General features: G+C 49.8%; 17 protein-coding genes and 1 other annotated feature. Of the genes, 10 read left to right on the top strand and 7 right to left on the bottom strand.

All coding sequences use genetic code 11. The features are described 5' to 3' along the window. The first annotated feature begins 197 nt into the window (after window positions 1–197). On the top strand, window positions 198–1,571 hold the full coding sequence (locus AC6R1O_RS03900) for an L-cystine transporter (RefSeq protein WP_500631808.1): 1,374 nt from the start codon (window positions 198–200) through the stop codon (window positions 1,569–1,571). Window positions 1,572–1,653: 82 nt separating this feature from the next. Here AC6R1O_RS03900 and AC6R1O_RS03895 read toward each other — a convergent pair whose 3' ends face one another. Then, window positions 1,654–2,901 carry a multifunctional CCA addition/repair protein gene (locus AC6R1O_RS03895; protein WP_500633447.1) on the bottom strand — a complete coding sequence of 416 codons (1,248 nt, stop codon included), beginning with the start codon at window positions 2,899–2,901 and terminating at the stop codon, window positions 1,654–1,656. 116 nt (window positions 2,902–3,017) lie between these two features. On the opposite strand from AC6R1O_RS03895, the gene AC6R1O_RS03890 reads away from it, so the two are divergent. Together AC6R1O_RS03890 and AC6R1O_RS03885 are read left to right on the top strand one after the other, a co-directional pair. Continuing rightward, a complete protein-coding gene (locus AC6R1O_RS03890; protein WP_500633448.1) occupies window positions 3,018–4,673 on the top strand; it encodes an ExeA family protein in 1,656 nt (551 codons plus the stop codon). Beyond that, complete coding sequence (locus tag AC6R1O_RS03885; protein ID WP_500633449.1) at window positions 4,673–5,440, top strand: general secretion pathway protein GspB; 768 nt, start codon at window positions 4,673–4,675, stop codon at window positions 5,438–5,440. Before AC6R1O_RS03890 ends, AC6R1O_RS03885 begins: the two co-directional genes overlap by 1 nt. An 84-nt stretch (window positions 5,441–5,524) precedes the next feature. Here the strand turns inward: AC6R1O_RS03885 and AC6R1O_RS03880 are convergent, their stop codons facing one another. The 3 genes from AC6R1O_RS03880 to AC6R1O_RS03870 form a co-directional block, all read right to left on the bottom strand. After that, window positions 5,525–6,136: a TIGR04211 family SH3 domain-containing protein gene (locus tag AC6R1O_RS03880; protein WP_334554218.1), complete on the bottom strand. Its 612-nt coding sequence runs from the start codon at window positions 6,134–6,136 to the stop codon at window positions 5,525–5,527. Window positions 6,137–6,327: 191 nt separating this feature from the next. After that, window positions 6,328–7,587: an inorganic phosphate transporter gene (locus tag AC6R1O_RS03875; RefSeq protein WP_500626469.1), complete on the bottom strand. Its 1,260-nt coding sequence runs from the start codon at window positions 7,585–7,587 to the stop codon at window positions 6,328–6,330. 127 nt (window positions 7,588–7,714) lie between these two features. Continuing rightward, window positions 7,715–8,395 carry a TIGR00153 family protein gene (locus AC6R1O_RS03870; protein WP_334554222.1) on the bottom strand — a complete coding sequence of 227 codons (681 nt, stop codon included), beginning with the start codon at window positions 8,393–8,395 and terminating at the stop codon, window positions 7,715–7,717. 207 nt (window positions 8,396–8,602) lie between these two features. Here AC6R1O_RS03870 and AC6R1O_RS03865 point away from each other — a divergent pair, with 207 nt between their 5' ends. After that, complete coding sequence (locus AC6R1O_RS03865) at window positions 8,603–10,120, top strand: CYTH and CHAD domain-containing protein (protein WP_500631804.1); 1,518 nt, start codon at window positions 8,603–8,605, stop codon at window positions 10,118–10,120. Window positions 10,121–10,148: 28 nt separating this feature from the next. Here AC6R1O_RS03865 and AC6R1O_RS03860 read toward each other — a convergent pair whose 3' ends face one another. Then, complete coding sequence (locus AC6R1O_RS03860; protein ID WP_500631803.1) at window positions 10,149–10,931, bottom strand: potassium channel family protein; 783 nt, start codon at window positions 10,929–10,931, stop codon at window positions 10,149–10,151. 122 nt (window positions 10,932–11,053) lie between these two features. Here AC6R1O_RS03860 and AC6R1O_RS03855 point away from each other — a divergent pair, with 122 nt between their 5' ends. The 3 genes from AC6R1O_RS03855 to hldE all read left to right on the top strand — a co-directional run bounded on the left by AC6R1O_RS03855 (window position 11,054) and on the right by hldE (window position 16,876). Next, entirely contained in the window at window positions 11,054–12,310 is a 1,257-nt protein-coding gene (locus tag AC6R1O_RS03855; protein WP_487901363.1) for a methyl-accepting chemotaxis protein, read from the top strand. A gap of 135 nt (window positions 12,311–12,445) precedes the next feature. Continuing rightward, window positions 12,446–15,304 carry a bifunctional [glutamate--ammonia ligase]-adenylyl-L-tyrosine phosphorylase/[glutamate--ammonia-ligase] adenylyltransferase gene (gene glnE, locus AC6R1O_RS03850; protein ID WP_500633450.1) on the top strand — a complete coding sequence of 953 codons (2,859 nt, stop codon included), beginning with the start codon at window positions 12,446–12,448 and terminating at the stop codon, window positions 15,302–15,304. A 141-nt stretch (window positions 15,305–15,445) separates the two neighbouring features. Then, complete coding sequence (hldE, locus tag AC6R1O_RS03845; protein WP_500631801.1) at window positions 15,446–16,876, top strand: bifunctional D-glycero-beta-D-manno-heptose-7-phosphate kinase/D-glycero-beta-D-manno-heptose 1-phosphate adenylyltransferase HldE; 1,431 nt, start codon at window positions 15,446–15,448, stop codon at window positions 16,874–16,876. A gap of 84 nt (window positions 16,877–16,960) precedes the next feature. Here hldE and arcA read toward each other — a convergent pair whose 3' ends face one another. Further along, on the bottom strand, window positions 16,961–17,677 hold the full coding sequence (gene arcA / locus AC6R1O_RS03840; protein ID WP_500656507.1) for a two-component system response regulator ArcA: 717 nt from the start codon (window positions 17,675–17,677) through the stop codon (window positions 16,961–16,963). A gap of 326 nt (window positions 17,678–18,003) precedes the next feature. Between arcA and AC6R1O_RS03835 the strand changes: the two genes are divergently transcribed. Beyond that, entirely contained in the window at window positions 18,004–18,393 is a 390-nt protein-coding gene (locus AC6R1O_RS03835; RefSeq protein WP_500631800.1) for a DUF3293 domain-containing protein, read from the top strand. Between the two features lie 81 nt (window positions 18,394–18,474). After that, on the top strand, window positions 18,475–18,957 hold the full coding sequence (locus AC6R1O_RS03830; protein ID WP_500633451.1) for a putative 4-hydroxy-4-methyl-2-oxoglutarate aldolase: 483 nt from the start codon (window positions 18,475–18,477) through the stop codon (window positions 18,955–18,957). On the opposite strand, the gene AC6R1O_RS03825 is transcribed toward AC6R1O_RS03830, so the two are convergent. Beyond that, complete coding sequence (locus AC6R1O_RS03825; RefSeq protein ID WP_500633452.1) at window positions 18,954–19,418, bottom strand: hypothetical protein; 465 nt, start codon at window positions 19,416–19,418, stop codon at window positions 18,954–18,956. The genes AC6R1O_RS03830 and AC6R1O_RS03825 overlap by 4 nt on opposite strands. A gap of 366 nt (window positions 19,419–19,784) precedes the next feature. Then, window positions 19,785–19,906, top strand: a sequence feature (Thr leader region). A gap of 29 nt (window positions 19,907–19,935) precedes the next feature. Here AC6R1O_RS03825 and thrA point away from each other — a divergent pair. After that, the gene (thrA, locus tag AC6R1O_RS03820) at window positions 19,936–22,395 is read left to right on the top strand and encodes a bifunctional aspartate kinase/homoserine dehydrogenase I (RefSeq protein WP_487901359.1); all 2,460 of its coding nucleotides are present in this window, start codon (window positions 19,936–19,938) and stop codon (window positions 22,393–22,395) included. The last annotated feature ends 2 nt before the right edge of the window (window positions 22,396–22,397 follow it).

Below are 22,397 nucleotides of genomic sequence, written 5' to 3'. Positions count from 1 at the left end.
CGGTGGGGCGTTTTTGTTTTTCTATCCACATTATCAATGATGTTTACGACTTATTTACATTGCTGTTCATTATGCACTCAGTTCTATAACTAAAGTGTCTAGATAATGGAAATTGAGTATTTTCTATTTTGCCAACAAACCGTTACCGTATTTGTCTTACATTATTCAAATAACAACGTTGGTTAAAAGGAAACATCATGAGTGTCGCAGTGATTGCAAATTTAGTGGTATTTGCAGCGCTTCTTTTCTTCTTGAATCTTCAGCAAAGAAAAGGCGCAACACTATCAAGACAAGTGCTGATTGGATTGGTGCTAGGTAGTGGATTTGGTTTAGCGTTACAGCTGATTTACGGTGAAGGTAGCCTAGCGATTGGTGCGAGCCTAGACTGGATCAATGTGGTTGGCCGCGGTTATGTTGGTTTGCTGCAAATGGTCATCATGCCTTTGGTACTGGTCTCAATGTTTGCGGCGGTAGTGAAGCTTGAGAACTCGGCCTCCCTTGGCAAAATTAGTGGCTTAACCATTGGCGTGCTGCTGTTTACCACCGCGATTTCTGCTTTGATTGGTATTGCAGTGACGCAAGGCTTTGGTCTTTCTGCGGAAGGCTTAACAGAAGGTTCGCGTGAAGCGGCGCGTCTGTCTGCCTTAGAAGGTCGAATGGATCGTGTCAGTGACCTGACGATTCCCCAGATGCTAGTCAGCTTTATTCCAACCAACCCCTTTGCTGATCTGACGGGTGCGCGTTCGACCTCGATTATCGCCGTGGTGATCTTCGGTATCCTTTCTGGCGTTGCCGCGCGTAAGGTGATGTTGGAAAAAACCGAACTGGCGGCGCCGATTCGTACCTTTGTTGAAGCTGTGCAATCCATTGTCATGCGCCTAGTGAAAATGATCATGGCTCTGACGCCTTACGGTATTGCCGCTTTGATGGCCAAAGTGGTCGCGACCTCAAGTGCGAGTGATATTCTTAATCTGCTGGGCTTTATCATCGCCTCTTACTTTGCGATTGCGTTGATGTTCCTTGTGCATGGTGTGTTGGTCTCTTTTGTTGGCGTGAGCCCGAAAGAGTACTTCACTAAGATCTGGCCAGTATTGACCTTTGCTTTCACGTCACGCAGCTCGGCAGCGACCATTCCATTGAACGTTGAAGCGCAAATCAGCAAATTAAAAGTGCCGCCTGCGATTGCCAACTTATCCGCCTCATTTGGTGCCACTATTGGTCAAAATGGTTGTGCGGGTATCTATCCGGCGATGTTGGCTGTGATGGTCGCGCCGACGGTTGGTATCAACCCAATGGACATCAACTTTATCCTGTCGTTGGTGGCGATCATTACTATTAGCTCATTCGGTATTGCTGGTGTAGGTGGCGGCGCGACCTTTGCTGCACTGATTGTGTTGCCTGCGATGGGGCTGCCGGTAACAATTGCTGCACTATTGATCTCGATTGAGCCGTTGATTGATATGGCACGTACAGCGCTCAATGTCTCAGGCGCGATGACAGCCGGTACGATTACCAGTCGCTTGTTAAAACAGAAAGCGGATGAGCGGGAACTCAATGAGCAAAGCGCATAACCGTTACTCTGTGTAGAGTGGAAAGCCTAAGCCTTGTTGCTTAGGCTTTTTTCGTTTCGGTGACGATTTTTCTTTTAAGCATCTACTCTTCGTTTTGGTCACTAGAGAGACGCTTCGCTTTGCTTTGGGCAATCGCTTCGACGCGGCGTTGATTGAGCGCTTGGCGAATCTCTGCACCTTGATAACCAGCGGCAATGATGTCTTTGACTTCAACGCTCAGCGCCGCTTGGTAGGCTTGTTCGAACCATAGTTTTTGTGGATAGGGTGCGGTCTCAAAGCCTTTTCTTCCCTGGCTATCTGCCATGCAGCAGAGCAGGATATCGTCTAATCGTTCAGGCTTTCGCCAGACGTCAAAGGTATCGAGCACTTTGAGTAGCGTTGCCGGCTTGAGCTCAGCGGCGCGATGAATATTGGAGTGGTATTGGCAGACGAGCAACGCCAAATCGCGGTATTCATTAGGGATCTTAACTCGTTCACATAGGCCTCTAATCAATTTGAGCCCGGTATGACAGTGCAGTTTGTGACTTGGCCACTCGTTTTTCGGCGTGACACCTTTGCCGAGATCGTGTACTTGAGCGGCAAAACGCACGCTTGCAGAAGGCGACAAGCGCGCCGCACGTTCAGCGACCATTAGCGTGTGGATACCAGTATCGATTTCTGGGTGCCATTGCTCTGGTTGCGGTACGCCAAATAGGGCGTCAAGTTCGGGCAGAACGACTGCGAGCGCGCCGCATTCGCGCAGTACGGAAAGAAAAATGTGCGGGTTCTCTGTGGTGAGCGACTTTTGCCACTCCAGCCAGATTCGCTCAGGGGTAAGTTGAGACAGTTCTCCCGACTCGGCAATGGAGCGCATCAAGCCCAGCGTTTCTTGAGCGACCTCAAAGCCTAAATGATGGAGTTTTGCTGCGAATCGAGCGACTCTTAACACGCGCAGCGGGTCTTCCACAAACGCCTCTGAGACATGACGAAGTTGGCGCAGCTCGATGTCGTTTAGGCCACCGTAGGGATCAATCAGCTGTCCCTCACTGTCTTGCGCGATGGCGTTAATGGTCAAATCGCGGCGGCGTAAATCCTCTTCGAGCGTCACATCCGGTGCGAAGTAGCAATCAAAGCCAGTGTAGCCCGCACCGGTTTTCCGCTCTGTGCGTGCAAGCGCGTACTCTTGCTTCGTCTTAGGGTGAAGAAAGACAGGGAACTCTTTACCTACGGGGGTGTAGCCTTGCGCGATAAGATCATCGGGTGTGGCCCCAACGATCACCCAATCCTGATCGTAAACGTCAATATTGAGCAGGTGATCGCGTACCGCGCCACCGACAAGGTATCGTTTCATGGCCACTCCTTCTCATTTTAAAACATAGCCGTTGGCTAATTGGGTGTGCAATGGTACTTTTCTTATCAACAAATGCCCAGCAACAAATAGTCGCCACCCACTCAGAGACGAGATGCATGTACAAACACCACTTTGCTTTTCATGAGTTCCCTTTCTCGATTGTGCCTAGCTCTCGTTTTCTCTATCTCAGCCAGCGTCACAAAGAAGCGATCTTTCGCCTCACCTCTGGTTTAGGGGAAGGGGGCGGTTTTGCCATGTTAACCGGAGAAGTGGGGACGGGCAAAACCACAGTGGCCAAGGCGATGTTGAATGACTTGGATGTGATCGTCGATCAAGGACGCCTGCAAGCTGGTTTTATACTCAACCCAACCTTTTCCGAATCAGAGTTGCTAGAAGCCATCTGTGATGAGTTCTCCATTGCCTATTCTCATGACGCCTCACTGAAGCAATTGAGTCAGGCCATCCACCAGTTTTTAATTGAGAGTTACGCGCAAGGTCGACAAACCTTGTTGGTGATTGATGAAGCTCAGCACCTCAGTTCGCAAGTGCTTGAGCAGCTGCGCCTATTGACCAACCTTGAAACCGAGCAGCACAAGCTATTGAAAGTGTTATTAATTGGTCAGCCTGAGTTACAGCAAAAATTGCAAATGCCGATCTTGCGTCAGTTGGCGCAAAGGATCACGGGCCGCTACCATTTGCTCCCTCTAGACGGTGCCGAAACCGCGAACTATGTTCGTCATCGGCTGACACTCGCCGGCGGCGATCCTGATCTTTTCTCTTCGCGCTCGCTCAAGTGGATCGCCACCCAAACGCAAGGGATCCCAAGGTTGATCAACTTGGTGTGTGACGCGGCGCTGCGTCATGCCTACTCGAGCGGTGAGCTAAAGCCTAGCCATGACAGTGTGCAGCGTGCCTGTGATGAGGTGATGAGCTTCCAGCCTTCGTTTCAAGTCACTCGCCCTCGCCATTCGGTAAGAGCCTCAGGTGCACCCTATTGGTTTGCGGCTGCAATAGGTATCGCGTTAAGTGTTGTGGGTTATCAAAGTGCGCCGCTTTGGGCTGATGATCTGATTACGCAGCAAGTCGCCCGCAGTCACCCTATCCAGCACCGTGAACCGATGATCAACCATGTGCTGCCAGATACGCTGAAAACGGCACTCGACTCCGCTATCAATCTTGAGCAAGGTTTAGCGAACTTGTATCGCGTCTGGGGCTATCAGGCATCCGTGTTGGATAAGCTCTGTTTGGAGAATGAGCAAAGCGTGTTTCAATGCCAACTGACTCAAGGGGATTTAGCCACTTTGGTGCAAGCCAATCGCCCAGTGCTGCTCACGTTGGGGGAGGCAGACTCCCCACGTTATGTGGTGTTGTATCAACTCGATTCAGATCACGCAACGCTGTTGCTTGACGGGCAGTTGTACACCTTGCCCAGCGCCGAACTTGAGAGGCGTTGGAATGGCGAGTATCGACATATTTGGCGGCGCTATTGGGGAGGCACGCTCAAGCCTGGCATGGAAGGGAAGGCCATTGCCGCGCTCGACGCTCATCTCTCCTCAATCCTTGCTCAGCCTTCAACACAAAGTGCACGCTTTGATGAGGCGCTAGAGCAAAAAGTGAGATTGTTCCAACGTTGGCAGGGGCTCACGGTTGATGGGATTGCTGGCTCGAAAACGCTGCGTAAAATTGAGCAGATGAGTCTACATGAGGCTCCGCGGTTGGATACCCGGATGGTCATGGCTAATCACAGCGTGGATGCGCAGGAGAACCGCTGATGTCACAAATGATGAAAGCTTTGAAGGCGTCCCAGCATCGCTATCAAGCGGCATCTGCACCTGGCGATGTCAACAACTCGCCGATAGACAGCGTTGCAACGCGCCCAAGTATGATGGTCATGAGCTTGCTGATATTGCTGCCTGCCTCGCTAGGAGTAGGGTTGGGTGTTGAGCGTCACTACCGTCAAGTGGAAGCCGACTGGCTCCTCAAGCAAACGGCGTCGCCTAGTGTCATTGAGCGCCCTGTCGAGTTCAGTGTTACCCCTTGGCAAGACGAGCAGGCGTTGGCCATGACGTACGAACTCACCCTTTATGATGTACAAGCAGTGCCGAGCTACTCTCGTAGCCATGAGGCCGAGGGTCGTCAACCAATGGATACACAGCTGGTATATCGCCAATCTAAAGTACAGGCTTCGCCTCAACCTTTCATTGATGACTTAGATCTCTCTCAGCTATCGCCCGAGTTAGCCCTTCGCGTGCAAAGTGCCCTCAAACCGTCGTCAACACCCACTCCGACGTCGAATGTCAGTCAACTCGCGCAGCAAGGTCTCAAGTGGACGGGGCAGTTACCCGCGCTCAATTTCCAAACTCATGTCTATTCAAGCAAGCAAGATAAACGCTGGGTTAAGGTCAATGGTATCGAGTATCAAGAGGGAGACTGGATCGCAACCGGGGTTCAACTGGTGTCAATTGAACCGCAGCACTGTATGGTGAGTTTCTCGGGTGAGAGGATTGAAATCCCAGCCTTGTATGATTGGCAAGGGTAGCCCTAGGGCTAGTGTAAAAAACAGAGGGAAAAGAAAAGGTCGCATTGGCGACCTTTTCGTTATCTTGGTTAGGGGGGTAGGGGATTACGCCCAGCCCGATGGTGAACGCTTTCTGCGCGGGATAATGTGCGGCAGAATCAAACCCAACAGCAAGCCAATGCCAGCCACGCCACCGCCGTACATAAAGTACTTGAGCAGCAAGTCGTCTTTTTGGGTGTCAAGCTGTGCTCTTAGCTTGCGTACCTCTTCTTGAGAAGCCGTCAGTTGCTGACTCATCTCACTGTATCCGCTTTCTAGGTCGGCGATTTGGCGGTTGCGTGTTTCAAGAGAATCGACCAAGCCCGCTTTTTCTTGATCAGAGTTTGCGCGCGCGTTGGCAAGCTTCTCTTTCACTTCTGCCAGCTCTTTTTCTACGCGAGGTAAGCGCAGTGTCACGCTCTCTTGTGAGGTCACGAAACGGCTTTCGACCCATCCTCGGCGTCCTTTCGAGTCTTGGATGTGACTGTAACCGGAATCTTTATTGGACTCGATAAAGGTCACTTTTTCGCCCGCATCGACACTGCCAATAATACGAAATTGATTACTTGGTCCTGAGTGCATGTAAGTAAACAATTGATCAGAGATGTAGCGGTCTTGAGCAAACGCGGCAGGGGCCGCCACAATCGATGCCAAAAGCAGGTAAACCCATTTTTTCACGGTAAATCCTTTAACAGTTTTTTGTGTCTAATTTTTACTAGGGCAAATAGTAAGAATTTTCTAGGGGCTTCGCAACAAAGAAGGGAGGCTGAGCCTCCCTTTCTGCGGTATTGAGTCAATAATGACAGTGTATTAACAGAAGTAAGAATCCACTAACACAGTACTGACAGATGACTTAGCTGACAGATGACTTAGACAAACATTGCTTGAATCGCGTAGTAGAACACCACGGCCAGTAGTGCACCGGCTGGGAGTGTCACAATCCAAGACGCAACGATGTTACGTACCACGCCTAGGTTCAATGCTGCGATGCCGCGAGCAAAGCCGACACCCAGTACCGCGCCGACCAGTGTTTGAGTGGTCGAGATAGGCAGACCAGTACCCGATGCCAATACCACAGTACATGCCGTAGCGAGCTGCGCAGCGAAGCCGCGGCTTGGCGTCAGTTCGGTAATGCCGGTACCGACCGTTGCCATCACTTTGTGACCCAATGTCGCAAGACCAACCACAATACCAAAGCCACCTAGCGGAAGAATCCACCAAGCAATGGTGCTCTTGCCAGTGATTTCACCCATGTGCTCGACCGTAGAGACGACCGCAGACAGTGGACCAATCGCGTTGGCGACGTCGTTCGAACCGTGTGCAAACGCCATCGCACACGCAGTAATGACCATCAGGACACTGAAGATGCCTTCAACGCCGGCAAATCCGTGGTCATCTTCGCGGCTCGCAAATTTCTTCTGGATATAGAGGTAACCACCAATCATGACCAGCCCTGAGAAGCCAGCTGACCACATCCACGCTTCGCTGTTCGATAGGTGAAGACCGACGTGCTTTAGGCCTTTCTTAATGGTCACAAGCGCAATCACCATGGTGGTGATGAACATGTAGACAGGCACAAAACGTTTGGCGTTGATCAGCGGTTTTTCAGTATCGAAAATCAGGCGCTGAGCACTGACGAAAATAACGTAAGCAAAGAAACCAGAGATGACAGGGGTAACGATCCAACTGCCGACAATGCCTTTCACACTGCCCCAGTCCACTGCTTCTGTGCCAACAGAGACACAAGCAAAACCGATGATGGCGCCGATAATAGAGTGAGTTGTCGATACTGGCCAACCCATATAAGAGGCGAGCAGCAACCATGTACCCGCTGCTAATAACGCAGACATCATGCCGTAGACAAGAACGTCAGGTTGATTGGCAAACAGAGAAGTTTCGATTACGCCTTTGCGGATCGTATCTGTCACTTCACCGCCGGCTAAATAGGCACCGGCAAATTCAAAGATCATCGCGATAATGATCGCTTGTTTTACGGTGAGTGCTTTTGAACCTACCGAGGTACCCATGGCGTTCGCGACGTCATTCGCGCCGATACCAATCGCCATTAAAAAGCCGAAGGCTGCTGCAATAATAATCAGGACAGTGCCGTAATTCGCAAGGATATCCATCGTAATACCTAGTTGTTGATAACAAGCGGAGCAAATTGGACACGACAAAACCCCACAGCGAATTCAGTGTAGCTCGCTTACTGGGGTGTGCTTATAAAATGCTCTTCGTTATTTGGTTAACTTATGTTTATGAGCGAGACAGCATGAGTTCAAGACGCGCACCAACACGCTGAGCTTGATCTGCAATACCACCGACCCATTCAAGAATCTTGTAAAGGAACATCACATCAATCGGATTCAAATCGCTTTCGATCGCCATCAGTTGTTGGCGAAGTTGGATTTGCATCGCGTCTGTGTCGTCCTCAATCACATCCAGTTGATGGATCATTTCAGCCACGAGAGTCACTTCGCGACCTTTAAATCCAGTTTCCAATAACTCATCGAGCTCATTGATGACTTCTTGCGCTTGGTTTGCGGCGTCGAGACAACGCTTCACGTAAGCAATGAAGTTTTCTTGAAGAGGCTCAGGAATAGTCAGTTGTCGGCCGTAGACACGACCAGCAATATCTTTGGCTAGGTTGGCCAGTTTGTCTTGTTGAGTCAGCAGCTCTAGCATGTCGCTGCGGTCGACTGGCAAAAACAAACCACGAGGAAGTTTGAGACGGATCTCGCGCTTTAGTACGTCGGCTTCTTTCTCTAGGTGAGAAATTTGTGCACGGATTTCTGCGGCTTTCTCCCAGTCACCCTTTGAACTGACTTCAAAGAAGTTCACTAGGTGCGAGCAACATTCGTTCACACACACAACGTGGCGCTGCAAAGGTTTGATAGGGGACTTTGCAAATAACCCCATAATTGTATTTACTGGCATGGTCATTCAACCCAATTAATATAACCTAGAAAAAACAGACACCAATAAGAATGGTGAAATGTTGAGCGATGGCTATAAAGGCGCGCATGTTAACCCATTAAAGTGTGCATTTAAACTGTTTTAGATCATCAATGGGGCGATATTTCTCTCTTGCCGAGTAAGAAAATAGGCAATATCCTTTGGCTATCTGCGTTAAAAGGTAACACTATGGAAACCGAGATAGAACTGAAGTTTTTTGTTTCACCTGAATTTTCAGAGACGTTAAGAGAAAAAATAGCGTTAACAAAAGTACTTCAGCACAGTTGTCGTGAGTTAGGGAATACTTACTTTGACACCCCGGACAACTGGCTACGTCAACATGATATTGGATTAAGAATTCGTCGTTATGATGATGTGTTCGTGCAAACGGTCAAAACCGCAGGACGTGTGGTCGCCGGGCTTCATCAAAGACCGGAATACAATGCAGAACATAATAGCAACGATCCCGTCCTTACCTTACATCCGCAAGACATCTGGCCCGATGGCCGCGCGATTGAGGAACTGCAATCTCAAATCGCTCCTCTCTTCTCGACCAACTTTACCCGTGAGCAATGGCTGGTTGGCATGCCAGATGGCAGCCAAATTGAAGTGGCGTTTGATCTAGGGTGTGTCGAATCAGGGGATTTAACCGCGCCGATTTGCGAAGTGGAACTGGAGCTGAAATCAGGCCAGACCGATGCCCTCTTTACCTTAGCGCGCAGCTTGTCAGAGCAAGGAGGGATGCGCTTAGGCAACTTAAGCAAAGCGGCCAAAGGTTATCGCTTAGCATCTGGCTACCAAGGTGACGAAGTGAAACCGCTAAGTTTGGTTGAGACACAGCAAAAAGACAGCGTAGAGACCTGTTTTGTCCAGTCGCTTGAGCATGCGTTGTCGCACTGGCACTACCATGAGCAGATTTACTCTGAGCGCGAGTCGATTGATGCGCTGCATGAAATCAAAAACGCCATCAGTTTTATTCGCCAAGTATTGACCGTCTATCGCGATGTGGTGCCACGTCGTGCCAGCGCCCTGGTTCGACAAGAGCTCAAATGGCTTGAACAAAGCTTAGAGTGGCTTAAGCAGTACGATTACCTTGAAGAGCTGCTGGAAGATAAAGGGCACGCGTTACGTAAACTAGAGGCACGTAAGTTCCTTGTCGCAGAGCTGAAAGAGATTCAGCAGCAGTTGCCTGACAGAGAAGAGATGTTGGCTCTGATTCATTCCGCCCGCTACGCCGGTTTGCTGCTGGATTTAAGCCGTTGGATTTTGACTCGCGGCTGGCAGCCGTTTTTAGATGAGAAAGCCCGTGAAGAGATGGCTGAGGGTGTAGAGCGCTTTGCTGTCGCCCAGCTCGATAAAACCTGGTCACAGTTGCTTGAGGTGTTCTCGCCTGAGCAAGATCTCAACGCGCCGGCGTATGTGGAGCAGCAGTACCATCTGATGCGCAATCTATACACAGGGGTGAGTTTTGCTAGCTTGTTCAATGTCGATGAGCGCAACAGCTTCCGCTTGCCTTGGAGTGACTTGCTGCATGGCATCGATGATTTGCTGACCCTTGAAACGCTGGATCAACTTAGCAACAAATTAGAGGGTGAGCAGCGCGAGCAACTGTTGCGTTGGCTAACTCGCCAAGAAAACTCCATTTTGCATGCGATGGAGCAGACGCGAATCATCTGCTTAGAGGCCCAGCCTTATTGGCGCCACTAGTCTCGCATCATCACCATCACAGGGGAGCTTAAGGCTCCCTTTTTGTTGTCTGGGGAGTAGCTTTTTGCGTTTTATTCTCCAATGTATCGAGCCGTTTAATGATGGCTCGTTGATTGGCGAGAATCTCTTTGAGTAGTTGTTCTTTGTGCTCAGATCGTTTGGCTTGCAACTTGGACGGCGAGGTGATCAACGAAGTGATAAGCCCTGAGATCATACCGAACAAGCCTACTCCACAGATGATCAGGGCCGACGCTAAGATCTTACCGCCATGGGTGACGGGAAAGTGATCGCCATAGCCAACGGTAGAGATGGTGACCAATGCCCACCACAGGGCATCCCCACCGGATTGAATATTGGCGTGATCTGATCCCCCTTCAATCAACAGCATCATACTTGAACCAACCGTAAGTAAAACGATCAACAGCAATAAGATCGACGCTAAGGTCATTTCATGACGATTACTTAAGATCTGACGCAAGATGTGCTTACTGGCGCGGATCACCAAGATCACGCGCATGATGTGAAACAGACGTGCGTAGCGCAGGGGTTCAATCATCGGGATGCTGGCGACAAAATCGATCCAATGGCGTTTCATGTATTTCACGCGATCTGTTGCACGGATCAAATCTATGCTCAACTGCAGGATAAATATGCTACAGATTGCGAAGTCCAAGCCGATAAGGACTTGTCGAGTTTCTTGACTGACTGGAAAGAACAATAAGCCTGAAATCACAAATAGTGCGACGAAAGACAAAATTAGTGACAGTAAGCTCATTGGTTTCGTATCGTCTTTGGTATCATCTCTTTTCATACGAGGCTCGAAATAAATAATATGAGTGCGACCGTTCCCTCGCGGTAGGCAGCGATAAGCATTAAGTGTCTGATAAGTACTCAATCACACCGTATCATAGTTGACTTAGCGGAGAACGAACAATGACCAAAATGGCATTTAAGCCATGGGAGCGAGCGATAACGAACGTCCGTTTGATCCCCAAAATGGTGCTACTGATGGTATTCAGTACCGTCCTTATCGTGGCTAAACAGTTGTGGGATGCCAGTACTTTCCACGACTCCTTGCTCGCCGCCACTCAAAATGCCCAAGTGGCGCAAGCGCATTATCAAGCCTACTTAGTACAAGTGGCTTGGCAAACTGTAATTTTGATTGGCGTCTTTGTCGTTATTTTGCTCTTTGCTGCTCGTATTATGCTGCGCCAAACTCAGTATTTGAATGATTCAATCAAACAAATGGCGAATCGCGATCTCTCCAATCCGATTGAAATGGACTGCAAAGATGAATATGGCGATGTGGCGCGTGAGCTAGAAAAAACACGCCGTCAGTTGCAAGAGGTGATCAAACTGCAAGTAGAGGCCTCGCAAGAGCTCTCAACGATGACTGAAGTGATGACTCTTAGCATGTCTGAGACGAAAGAGTCGGCGCAAGAAGAGTTTAATGAAATTGACCAATTAGCCACGGCGATGAGTGAAATGACCTCAACGGTGCAAACCGTAGCTGATCATGCACAGAATGCTTCTGCACTGACGGAAAGTGCGACAGGGCAAGCGCAAAGCGGTCAACACTTTGTGAAAGGTACGGTCGATAAAATCAGTGCGTTGTCGAAAGACATCGCTGCCTCAGCGCAGGCCGTTAACGAGGTCGAAGAGAGCGTTGAAGCCATCGGCAGTGTTGTCGGCACCATTCAAGGAATTTCAGAGCAAACCAACCTTTTGGCATTGAACGCGGCGATTGAAGCGGCGCGTGCCGGCGAAGCCGGGCGCGGTTTTGCTGTGGTTGCGGATGAAGTCCGTAATCTGGCGCAGCGCACACAGCAAGCGACGGTCGAGATCCAAGATATGATTTCTCAGTTGCAAAGCAGCGCATCCTCGGCGGTTGAGTTGATGGAAAAGAGTGTTGTTGAAGCGGCAGAAGGGGTGGAATTGGTCACCAATGCTGGCGGTGAGCTGGATGGTATCGTATCGCAAGTTAACCAAATCAATGATATGAACTTCCAAATTGCGACGGCAGCGGGCCAACAAAGCAGCGTGGCGGAAGAGATGAACCAGAACCTGACCAATGTTCGTGAGCTGGTGGAAGCCTCTGTGGTGGTGGTAACGGAACTGCTTGAGACGTCAGAAATGATGCAGCGCAACGCTGAAGAGTTGGATGAAAAAATTACCTCTTTCCGTGTCTGACGAATAAATCGCGCAACGACCAATAAAATTGATTGAACCAACGCCCATCGCCTACGCATGGGCGTTTTTTATTGACGCAAGTCTGGTATAACTAACGTCTTCGGTTTTTTATGCATTCGATTGTAAGGACTCCTCATGCATTTGCCTTCCTCGTTGTCTCCTCTTAGTGATAAAGCGTTCGCGGCGCTGCCCAGTGAGGCATTGGCGCAATGGCCAGCCGCGTTGCTCGAGTCGCTCAAGTACGTCCTAGGGTTAAGTCAGTTCGTCGCAGACAATCTGACCAAAGATGAGTCACTGCTGCGTCAGCTGCCAGAGATGCTTGCCGAGCAGGATCGCAAGCAGCACTATCGCACAGATCTTTGCGCGCAACTTGAAACCTGTTCCGATGAGATGCAAGGACAGCGAGTCTTAAGACAGTTTCGTCGTCGTGAAATGACCTACATCGCTTGGCGAGACTTTTGTCAGAGTTGGACACTGCAAGAGAGCCTGAGTCATCTTTCGGAACTGGCTGAGGCGATGATTGTTGAAACCTATCAATGGCAATACAAAGCGTGCTGCGAATTGTGGGGGACGCCTTGTGATGAGACGGGGAAGCCACAGCCGATGTTGATCATTGGTATGGGTAAGCTTGGCGGTGGTGAGCTCAACTTCTCATCCGATATCGATCTGATTTTTACCTATCCAGAAAACGGGGAAACCCAAGGCGCCCGTCGTTCGATTGCTAACGCTCAGTTTTTTACCCGTTTGGGCCAGCGAATTATCAAAGCGCTCGATCAACACACCTTTGACGGTTTTTGTTACCGCGTTGACATGCGCTTGCGCCCTTTCGGCGAAAGTGGTCCTTTGGTGATGAGCTTTGCCGCGTTGGAAGATTACTACCAAGAGCAGGGGCGTGATTGGGAGCGCTACGCGATGATCAAAGCGCGAGTGATGGGGCGGGAGATGTATCCCGAATATCAAGCGCTGCGAGAGATGTTGCGACCCTTTGTTTTCCGTCGTTATATCGATTTTAGTGCCATTCAATCGCTGCGCCGAATGAAATCCATGATCAGCAGTGAAGTACGCCGCCGTGGGCTGAGTAACAATATCAAGCTAGGGGCTGGTGGTATCCGCGAAATCGAATTTATCGCCCAAGTGTTCCAGTTGATCCGTGGGGGCCGAGAGCCGAGCTTAAGGCAGCGTGGATTGTTAGTCACCTTAGAGGGGATTGAAGCACTGGCGTTGCTCTCAAGGGATGAAGTGACTCATCTCACTCAGGCGTATCATTTTCTGCGTCGTTTGGAGAACCTGCTCCAAGCGATGGCCGACAAACAGACGCAAACCTTGCCAGAGTCTGACCTTGAGCAGTGTCAGTTAGCAACGGCGATGGGCTTTGCTGACTGGCCTGCACTAACGCGCGAGGTAGAAGCGCACATGCAGCGGGTTCACCATGTGTTTCAGGCATTAATTGGTGACGATGAAGAAGAGCATGAGCAGAGCGATGTCGCCAAGCATTTTCATGAGCTGTGGGATATGGCAGAAAAACCGGATGTGATGGAGCATATTTTATCTCATGACATCGGGCGAGAAGAAGCCAGTGCGATGGCGATGACCATCATTCAATTTAAGCATGATTTGGCGAAAAAAACCTTGGGCCCACGTGGGCGTGAGGTACTCAACCGTTTGATGCCCAAGATCTTTGCTGCGATCTATTCACATCAGGATGCAGAGTTCGGTTTACCTAGAGTGCTGCATCTATTGCATAAAATTGTCACACGCACCACCTATCTTGAGCTGTTGGATGAACATCCTGCCGCGTTGACGCAACTGGTGCGTTTGTGTACCGCCAGTCCCATGATATCGGAGCAGTTGGGTCGCTATCCGATCTTGCTTGACGAACTGATTGACCCTCAGCAGCTGTATAACCCCGTCCCACTTGATAGTTATCGCACCGAATTGCGCGACTTTCTTGCCCGTATTCCAGAGGATGATATGGAGCAGCAGATGGAGGCGCTGCGTCAATTTAAACAGATTTGCATCTTGCGTATTGCCGCCGCCGATATTGCCGGTGTCTTGCCTGTCATGAAAGTGAGTGACCACTTAACCTACCTAGCCGAAGCTATTGTTGAGTCGGTCGTCCATCAAGCTTGGCTACAAATGGCTGAGAAGTACGGTGAGCCGACGCATCTCAAAGAGAGAGAGGGCAAAGGCTTTGCGGTCATTGGCTATGGCAAAGTGGGAGGCTGGGAGCTGGGCTACAACTCGGATCTGGATATCGTGTTCATGCACGATTGCCCAGTGAACGTCTACACCGATGGCGCAAAAGAGATTGATGGGCGCCAGTTTTATCTGCGCCTTGCCCAGCGCATTATCCATATTTTCTCAACCCGCACAGCCTCGGGGATTTTGTATGAAGTGGATACCCGCTTAAGGCCATCCGGCATCTCTGGTTTACTGGTTAGCCCTGCCGACGCCTTTGATGAATATCAGCATCAAGAGGCGTGGACATGGGAGCATCAAGCTCTAGTGCGCGCCCGCATGATTTACGGTGATGAGCCGCTACAGGCTGCATTTGCTAAAACGCGCCATGAGGTCTTGGCGACGCCGCGCGATGAAGCCAGTTTGCGCAAAGACGTCGCCGAGATGCGAGAAAAAATGCGCGATCATCTGGGTGGGAAAAAGCCTGGCCGCTTTATGCTCAAACAAGACCCAGGCGGTATCACGGATGTGGAGTTTTTGGCGCAATATTTGGTGCTTCGCTATAGCCATGAGAAGCCAAAACTCACGCGTTGGAGTGATAACGTCCGTATTTTCGAATCCATGATGGCGCAAGGTGTGCTTGAGGATTCGGCGGCGCAGGCGCTGACTCACGCCTACACCACCATGCGCGACCAAATTCATCACCGCAATCTGCTCAACCTTGACGCCGATGTCACGCAAGATAAATTTACCGATGAGCGTGCGCTGGTGCAGAGAATATGGGCGCAGTGGTTAAGTTTGGAGTCGGCCTCCTAAGGTTTACTAAAGTGACAAAGCCGATACGCGGTGGCTGGCAGAAAAATCGCCTAATTCCGACAATTTGGCATTAAGGCAAGGGTTTAGGGTGGTATAACGCTGTGCTAAACTCTCGCGAGAATTTAATTTTGGAGATCGTTGATGAAACCTATCCTGCCGAACTACAAGGATTCTGGTGTCTTAATCATTGGTGATGTGATGCTGGATCGCTACTGGTACGGACCGACTGGCCGTATTTCACCAGAAGCACCGGTGCCTGTGGTTAAAGTAGAAAATAACGAAGAGCGTCCAGGTGGGGCCGCCAACGTCGCTATGAACATTGCGTCACTCGGCGGACATGCGCACATCGTCGGTCTAACGGGTATTGATGAGCCAGCTCAGGTGTTGAGTGAGACGCTGACGGCGCTGAACGTGACCTGCGATTTTGTTGGTTTGGCCGAGTATCCAACCATCACAAAACTGCGCGTGATGAGCCGAGGGCAACAACTGATTCGTCTCGATTTTGAAGACAAGTTTGAAGGTGTTGACCCGTCATTAGTGCTTGCTCGTATGGAGAATGCACTGCCCAACGTCAAAGCGGTGGTGTTATCGGATTACGCCAAAGGCGCGCTCGAGCACGTCCAGCAGTACATTCAAAAAGCGCGAGCGGCGAACGTGCCTGTCTTTATCGACCCGAAAGGCGCAGATTTTGAACGCTACCGCGGCGCAACTTTGTTGACACCTAACATGGCAGAGTTTGAGCATGTGGTAGGTAAAGTGAAGTCCGATGACGACTTGGTGGAAAAGGGCTTAGCCCTTATCGAGCAGTTTGACTTGGACGCACTCTTGGTGACGCGCAGTGAGCACGGTATGACCTTGCTACGTCGCGGTCAAGCGCCATTCCATCTTCCCACTCAAGCGAAAGAAGTGTTTGATGTGACGGGTGCCGGCGATACGGTGATTTCCGTGTTGGCTGCCTCCGTTGCGTCAGGGAAAGCGTTGGATGAAGCGTGTGCGTTGGCCAATGCCGCCGCAGGCGTTGTGGTGGGTAAGCTGGGTACTTCTACGGTATCAACCATCGAGCTTGCCGAAGCTGTACATGGCAGCCAAGATACCGATTACGGTGTGATCAGCGAGAAAGCGTTAATTACTGCCGTTAAGCAGGCGCAACAGAAAGGCGAGAAAGTGGTCATGACCAATGGCTGTTTCGATATTTTGCACGCCGGCCATGTCTCTTACCTCAATCACGCAGCGGAGCTCGGCGATCGTTTGATCGTAGCCGTCAATACTGATGAGTCGGTAAAACGCCTTAAAGGTCCAGGTCGACCTGTCAACCCAACTGATCGCCGCATGGCTGTACTGGCAGGACTTGGTGCCGTCGACTGGGTAGTACCGTTTAGTGAAGATACCCCACAACGCCTGATTGCCACGGTATTGCCGGATCTGCTTGTCAAAGGCGGTGATTACAAGCCTGAAGAGATTGCTGGTGGAGTTGAGGTGATTGCTAACGGCGGTGAAGTCAAAGTGCTCAATTTTGAAGACGGTTGCTCGACCACAGAAATCATTCAAGCCATCCGTGGTGGAAAAGGCTGATCCAACCGAGCGATACATAACAAAAATACCCAACAAAAATGGAGCCCTTAGGCTCCATTTTTTATGTTGACTGCGAGATGTCGATTACTCTTCTAAATCACCGCAGAAACGGTAACCTTCACCGTGAATAGTCGCGATGATTTCAGGCGTGCCTGATACCGATTCAAAGTGCTTACGAATACGACGAATCGTAACATCAACAGTACGGTCATGAGGCTTAAGCTCACGGCCGGTCATTTTCTTCAGAAGATCAGCGCGAGTTTGGATCTTACCTGGGTTCTCACAGAAGTGCAGTAGGGCACGGAATTCTGAACGAGGCAGCTTGTAGCCATCGCCACTTGGGCTCACCAGTGAGCGGCTGTTGATGTCCAGTACCCAACCATTGAACTGGTACCTCTCAACGCTACGTTTTTCTTCTTGCACGGCACTGGCGTTCATCGAACGATTAAGCAGGTTGCGCGCGCGAATGGTCAATTCACGTGGGTTAAATGGTTTGGTGATGTAATCATCCGCACCGATTTCTAGGCCTAGAATTTTATCCACTTCATTGTCACGACCTGTTAGGAACATCAGTGCCACATTGGCTTGTTCGCGCAGCTCACGAGCCAGTAGCAGGCCGTTTTTACCAGGCAGGTTAATATCCATGATCACCAGATTTACATGGCTCTCAGACAGAACCTGGTGCATCTCTTCACCGTCACTGGCCTCAAAAACAGCGTATCCCTCTGCTTCAAAAATACTCTTTAGAGTGTTACGAGTTACTTGCTCATCTTCAACAATAAGAATGTGCGGGGTTTGCATTGGCGGTACCTAAACTTGTGAAAAAACTGTGCTAATAGAATAAATTCTAGGCAAAAACATAACATACAGGTAATGTCTTGTTGATAATAAACCAAAGACTTTAAAATTACACTGCCTTTAGTTGCCCGCCATCCTTGGTGTCTAACAGACTTGCAGCGAGGTCCCTTAGTCCTCTGTATCCCATTAGTCGTTGAAGCGGATTCTATAATGTTAACAGCATGCTAACAATGCAGAAATGTTAATTCCAATCACTTTGTTGATTTATATCAAGAGTTCTAATGTAACAAATATTAATAGTCTCGAGTAAATGTAAAACTGTTGACGATATGACAATCAATGCTCAGCTGTGGCAAGCCTATCGCGAGCCATTTTTCCGATTTATCAGTACGCCACCTGTTGATGCGTTCGCCATCGTGACGGCGTGGAACCCCGCCAGCCAACGCCTTACCTTAGAGCAAAATCGCCTTCGGCAGCAGGCGATGATCACAAGTCTAGGCGGCGCAGCATGGAGTGAAGTCTTGGTAGGGGATAGCCGTTTTGAATGGAGCGAAGAGAGCCTGGCGGTGACGATGCCGATGCAAACCGCGCTTTCATTGGCCAACCGTTTTGGGCAAAATGCCATTTACTACGTCCAAGGAGAGACGTTGATCTTGGTATCTTGTTTGCCTGATGGTCGACAAGAATCGCTAGGGCAGTGGCGCACTCGATGCCTATAAAGGTCGATTTACCCTCTGGGGTTACGAAGCGAACGTCAGAGAATCAGTTTTAACAATTGAATGTTTCATGGAGGATATACAATGGATATTACGCCTGATATTTGTGATCAGCACGAAGACAAAGTGACACTGCTTGAGTTACCGCTTCAAAGCTTTGGCCGTAAGTTGGCTTTTTGGGGAGAGATCGTCACTATTCGTTGTTATCACGACAATTCCAAAGTGCGAGACATGCTGAGTCAAGATGGCAGCGGAAAGGTGCTGGTAGTCGATGGACATGGTTCGTGTCAAAAAGCGCTACTCGGCGATCAATTGGCGATCATGGCGATCGAAAACAATTGGGAAGGGGTCATTGTTAATGGTGCGGTACGTGATGTCGCGACAATGGCTGAAATGGAGCTAGGCATAAAAGCGCTAGGTACCTGTCCTTTCAAGACTGAGAAGCGCGGTGCGGGTGAAGTTAACGTGACCCTCACCGTACAAAACCAGATGATTCAACCGGGCGACTATATCTATGCGGATTGGAATGGCGTCTTGATGTCTTCTGAGGCGTTAGAGTGGAGTTAGAAGCGAAAGCCTAACCCGACCTCAACGCCTTGTTGCCACTCTTGATAATCGAGAGTGGCATGAATATCGAGGTTTTCAGTCAGCTTCATTCGGCTAGATACTTCGGCTGAGAGCGCTGGCTGACGTTTCCCTTCATCCACACTCTCTATGCTGTAAGAGTGCAAGGTACTTTTCACTGAGAGACGCGGCGTAAGCTGGTAACTCACCCCACTAAGAAATCCTGATTCACTGCTTGTATCACTTTGATTGAGACGCGCACCGACATAGAGATCGATGTTGTCGAACAGAGAATAAGAGTACCCGCCATCAATTTTCCAAGAGTCAAAATCTAAGCTGTCATTTTCACTCGAAAGGAAGAGCTTGTGCGGTGACGTGTGTTGCGAGGTAGGCAAGGGGGGCAAGGTGGCGGCAACAGACGAAAAAGTAGTAAGCAGCAGCAAGAGGCCGATTGTCGTTTTCATACGCCACTCCTTAGCTTATGGTTATGTGGTTTTAGCTCATGGCTATTTCGTTGTCGCTCGATTGATTCGTGCTGTTTTCTCCACTGCCCACATTACGCTTGAGGTGTATTGTCCTTCAAGTCATAACGGAAGGGTAATTATCATTAAAGCACAAAAGTGCACCGTATTGAGCAGAAATTATATAGCATTTGGTTATTAGGCAGAGCATCTGTGGATGATTTGTTATGAGCCTGGTTGCTATGGTCGGTAGATGTGAACCTGGTGCAAGAATAAGCAAATGAAAAAATAGCAAGTTTTCGTTGACTCACTATTCACAAATAGGTTAAACCTATGTGAAGCAAACACATCAAGTAGAATCAAATATGTTTAACAGCTCAGTAATGACCACAACCATTATTATTACCGACACTATTTATGTTGGGGCAGGCTGCTAAGCGAAGGAAATTCAAAAAAAGGCCTGTATCCAACAAGATACAGGCCTTTTTTTATACCCATTTATTATCATTTGGAGGAAGGGATGCGTGTATTAAAGTTTGGCGGTTCGTCTTTGGCGGACGCCGACCGCTTCTTAAGAGCGGCGGATATCATTGCCAATAATGCCCAACAAGAAGAAGTGGCCGTGGTGCTCTCCGCACCGGGTAAAACAACCAACAAGCTCGTGGCTGTGATTGAATCAGCGTTGAAAAACGGAGAGTCTGAACTGCAAATCGCCGAGCTTGAAGATTCGTTCCGCGACCTGTTCCAAGACATCAAACAAGTGCTGCCTTCGATCGATGGCAGTGCCTACAACCATCAAGTGAAAACCTCCCTCTCTCAACTGCGTCAATTTGTTCACGGCATCAACCTACTGGGTATGTGTCCTGATAACGTGAATGCTCGCATCATCAGCAAAGGTGAGCGCGTCTCGATTCAATTGATGAAAGCAGTCTTGGAAGCGAAAGGTCAAGCGGCAAGCTTGATCGATCCGGTTGAGTACCTTTTTGCAAAAGGTGAGCCACTTGAAGCTATGGTAGATGTGGAGATTTCCACTCAGAACTTTCGTCAGAAGCCGCTTCCACAAGGCCATGTCAATATTATGCCGGGCTTTACCGCGGGCAATGACAAAGGTGAGTTAGTCACGTTGGGCCGCAATGGCTCGGACTACTCTGCCGCAGTGTTAGCGGCATGTTTGCGTGCCGATTGCTGCGAGATTTGGACAGATGTTGACGGTGTCTACAACTGCGATCCGCGTTTAGTTGATGACGCGCGTCTGCTTAAGTCACTGAGTTACCAAGAAGCGATGGAGTTGTCGTACTTTGGCGCGTCTGTACTGCATCCCAAAACGATTGCACCGATTGCGCAATTCCATATCCCTTGCCTCATCAAAAACAGTTTTAACCCTCAAGGTGCAGGTACCTTGATTGGCCAAGATACGGGCGAAGACAAGCTGGCGATCAAAGGCATCACGACACTCAACGATTTGACTATGGTTAACGTCTCCGGTCCTGGTATGAAAGGTATGGTGGGCATGGCGAGTCGTGTGTTTGGTGCGATGTCATCGGCGGGCGTCTCTATCGTCTTGATCACTCAGTCATCGTCAGAGTACAGCATCAGCTTCTGTATCGAAGCGCAAGATAAAGCGCTGGCGCAAAAAGCGCTCGCTGATGCGTTTGAGTTGGAGCTGAAAGATGGCTTGCTCGAGCCGGTAGATTTTATCGATAACGTTGCCATTGTGACCCTAGTGGGCGATGGCATGCGCACATCACGCGGTGTGGCCTCTCAGTTCTTCTCGTCGCTTGCGGAAGTGAACGTCAATATTGTTGCGATTGCACAAGGTTCCTCTGAGCGTGCAATCTCGGCGGTGATCCCAGAAGATAAGATCTCTGAATCGATCAAAGCGTGTCATGAAAATCTATTTAACTCAAAGCACTTCCTTGATGTCTTTATTGTCGGTGTCGGCGGTGTGGGCGGTGAGTTGGTGGATCAAATCGAGCGTCAACAAGCCAAGTTAGCAGAAAAAGGCATCGTGCTTCGTGTCTGCGGCCTTGCCAATAGTAAAGGTTTGCTACTTGATAGTGACGGACTGCCTTTGGATCACTGGCGTGATCGTATGAATGGCGCAAGCGAAGAGTTCAGCTTAGCGCGCCTGATCTCGACCGTTCAACGTAATCACATCATCAACCCAGTCTTGGTTGATTGTACCTCGAGCGAAGCGATTGCTAACCAATACGCGGACTTTTTGGCGGCGGGTTTCCACGTCGTTACTCCGAACAAGAAAGCCAATACGGCGAGCATGGCCTACTATCATCAGTTACGCGATGTCGCGCGTAGCTCTCGTCGTAAGCTAATGTACGAAACAACCGTTGGTGCCGGCCTTCCCGTCATCGAAAACCTGCAAAATTTGATTTCAGCGGGTGACGAACTTGAGCGCTTCACTGGTATTTTGTCGGGCTCTCTCTCTTTCATCTTCGGTAAATTGGATGAAGGCATGACGTTGAGCCAAGCGACCAATATCGCTAAAGAGAACGGCTTTACCGAGCCTGACCCACGTGACGACCTGTCCGGTATGGATGTCGCACGTAAGCTGCTTATTCTGGCTCGTGAAGCGGGTATGAATCTTGAGCTTGAAGATGTCGTGGTCGATCAGGCGCTGCCGCCAGGCTTTGATGATTCTGGTACGGTAGACGAGTTTATGGCGCGTCTTCCTCAAGCGGACGCTTACTTTCAAGAGCTGTCAAAGCAGGCAGCCCAAGAGGGTAAAGTACTGCGCTACGTTGGTGAAATCAAAGATGGAGAGTGCCGAGTTAGCATGGCGGCGGTCGATGAGAACGACCCTATGTTCAAAATCAAAGATGGTGAAAATGCGCTGGCGTTTTACAGCCGTTACTATCAGCCCATTCCTTTGGTTCTACGTGGCTATGGTGCGGGCACGGAAGTGACTGCCGCGGGCGTCTTTGCTGACGTGATGCGTACACTTGGCTGGAAATTAGGGGTGTAATG

The sequence above is a fragment of the Vibrio sp. R11-SG3-ISO3-SZ genome, assembly GCF_059834345.1.
This window is presented reverse-complemented; position numbering and strand designations above follow the sequence as displayed.

Coding starts and splice junctions, on each gene's coding strand:
- AC6R1O_RS03900 (WP_500631808.1), top strand. CDS start 198: ATGAGTGTCGCAGTGATTGCAAATTTAGTGGTATTTGCAGCGCTTCTT.
- AC6R1O_RS03895 (WP_500633447.1), bottom strand. CDS start 2,901: ATGAAACGATACCTTGTCGGTGGCGCGGTACGCGATCACCTGCTCAAT.
- AC6R1O_RS03890 (WP_500633448.1), top strand. CDS start 3,018: ATGTACAAACACCACTTTGCTTTTCATGAGTTCCCTTTCTCGATTGTG.
- AC6R1O_RS03885 (WP_500633449.1), top strand. CDS start 4,673: ATGTCACAAATGATGAAAGCTTTGAAGGCGTCCCAGCATCGCTATCAA.
- AC6R1O_RS03875 (WP_500626469.1), bottom strand. CDS start 7,587: ATGGATATCCTTGCGAATTACGGCACTGTCCTGATTATTATTGCAGCA.
- AC6R1O_RS03870 (WP_334554222.1), bottom strand. CDS start 8,395: ATGCCAGTAAATACAATTATGGGGTTATTTGCAAAGTCCCCTATCAAA.
- AC6R1O_RS03865 (WP_500631804.1), top strand. CDS start 8,603: ATGGAAACCGAGATAGAACTGAAGTTTTTTGTTTCACCTGAATTTTCA.
- AC6R1O_RS03860 (WP_500631803.1), bottom strand. CDS start 10,931: ATGAAAAGAGATGATACCAAAGACGATACGAAACCAATGAGCTTACTG.
- AC6R1O_RS03855 (WP_487901363.1), top strand. CDS start 11,054: ATGACCAAAATGGCATTTAAGCCATGGGAGCGAGCGATAACGAACGTC.
- glnE (WP_500633450.1), top strand. CDS start 12,446: ATGCATTTGCCTTCCTCGTTGTCTCCTCTTAGTGATAAAGCGTTCGCG.
- hldE (WP_500631801.1), top strand. CDS start 15,446: ATGAAACCTATCCTGCCGAACTACAAGGATTCTGGTGTCTTAATCATT.
- arcA (WP_500656507.1), bottom strand. CDS start 17,677: ATGCAAACCCCGCACATTCTTATTGTTGAAGATGAGCAAGTAACTCGT.
- AC6R1O_RS03835 (WP_500631800.1), top strand. CDS start 18,004: ATGACAATCAATGCTCAGCTGTGGCAAGCCTATCGCGAGCCATTTTTC.
- AC6R1O_RS03830 (WP_500633451.1), top strand. CDS start 18,475: ATGGATATTACGCCTGATATTTGTGATCAGCACGAAGACAAAGTGACA.
- AC6R1O_RS03825 (WP_500633452.1), bottom strand. CDS start 19,418: ATGAAAACGACAATCGGCCTCTTGCTGCTGCTTACTACTTTTTCGTCT.
- thrA (WP_487901359.1), top strand. CDS start 19,936: ATGCGTGTATTAAAGTTTGGCGGTTCGTCTTTGGCGGACGCCGACCGC.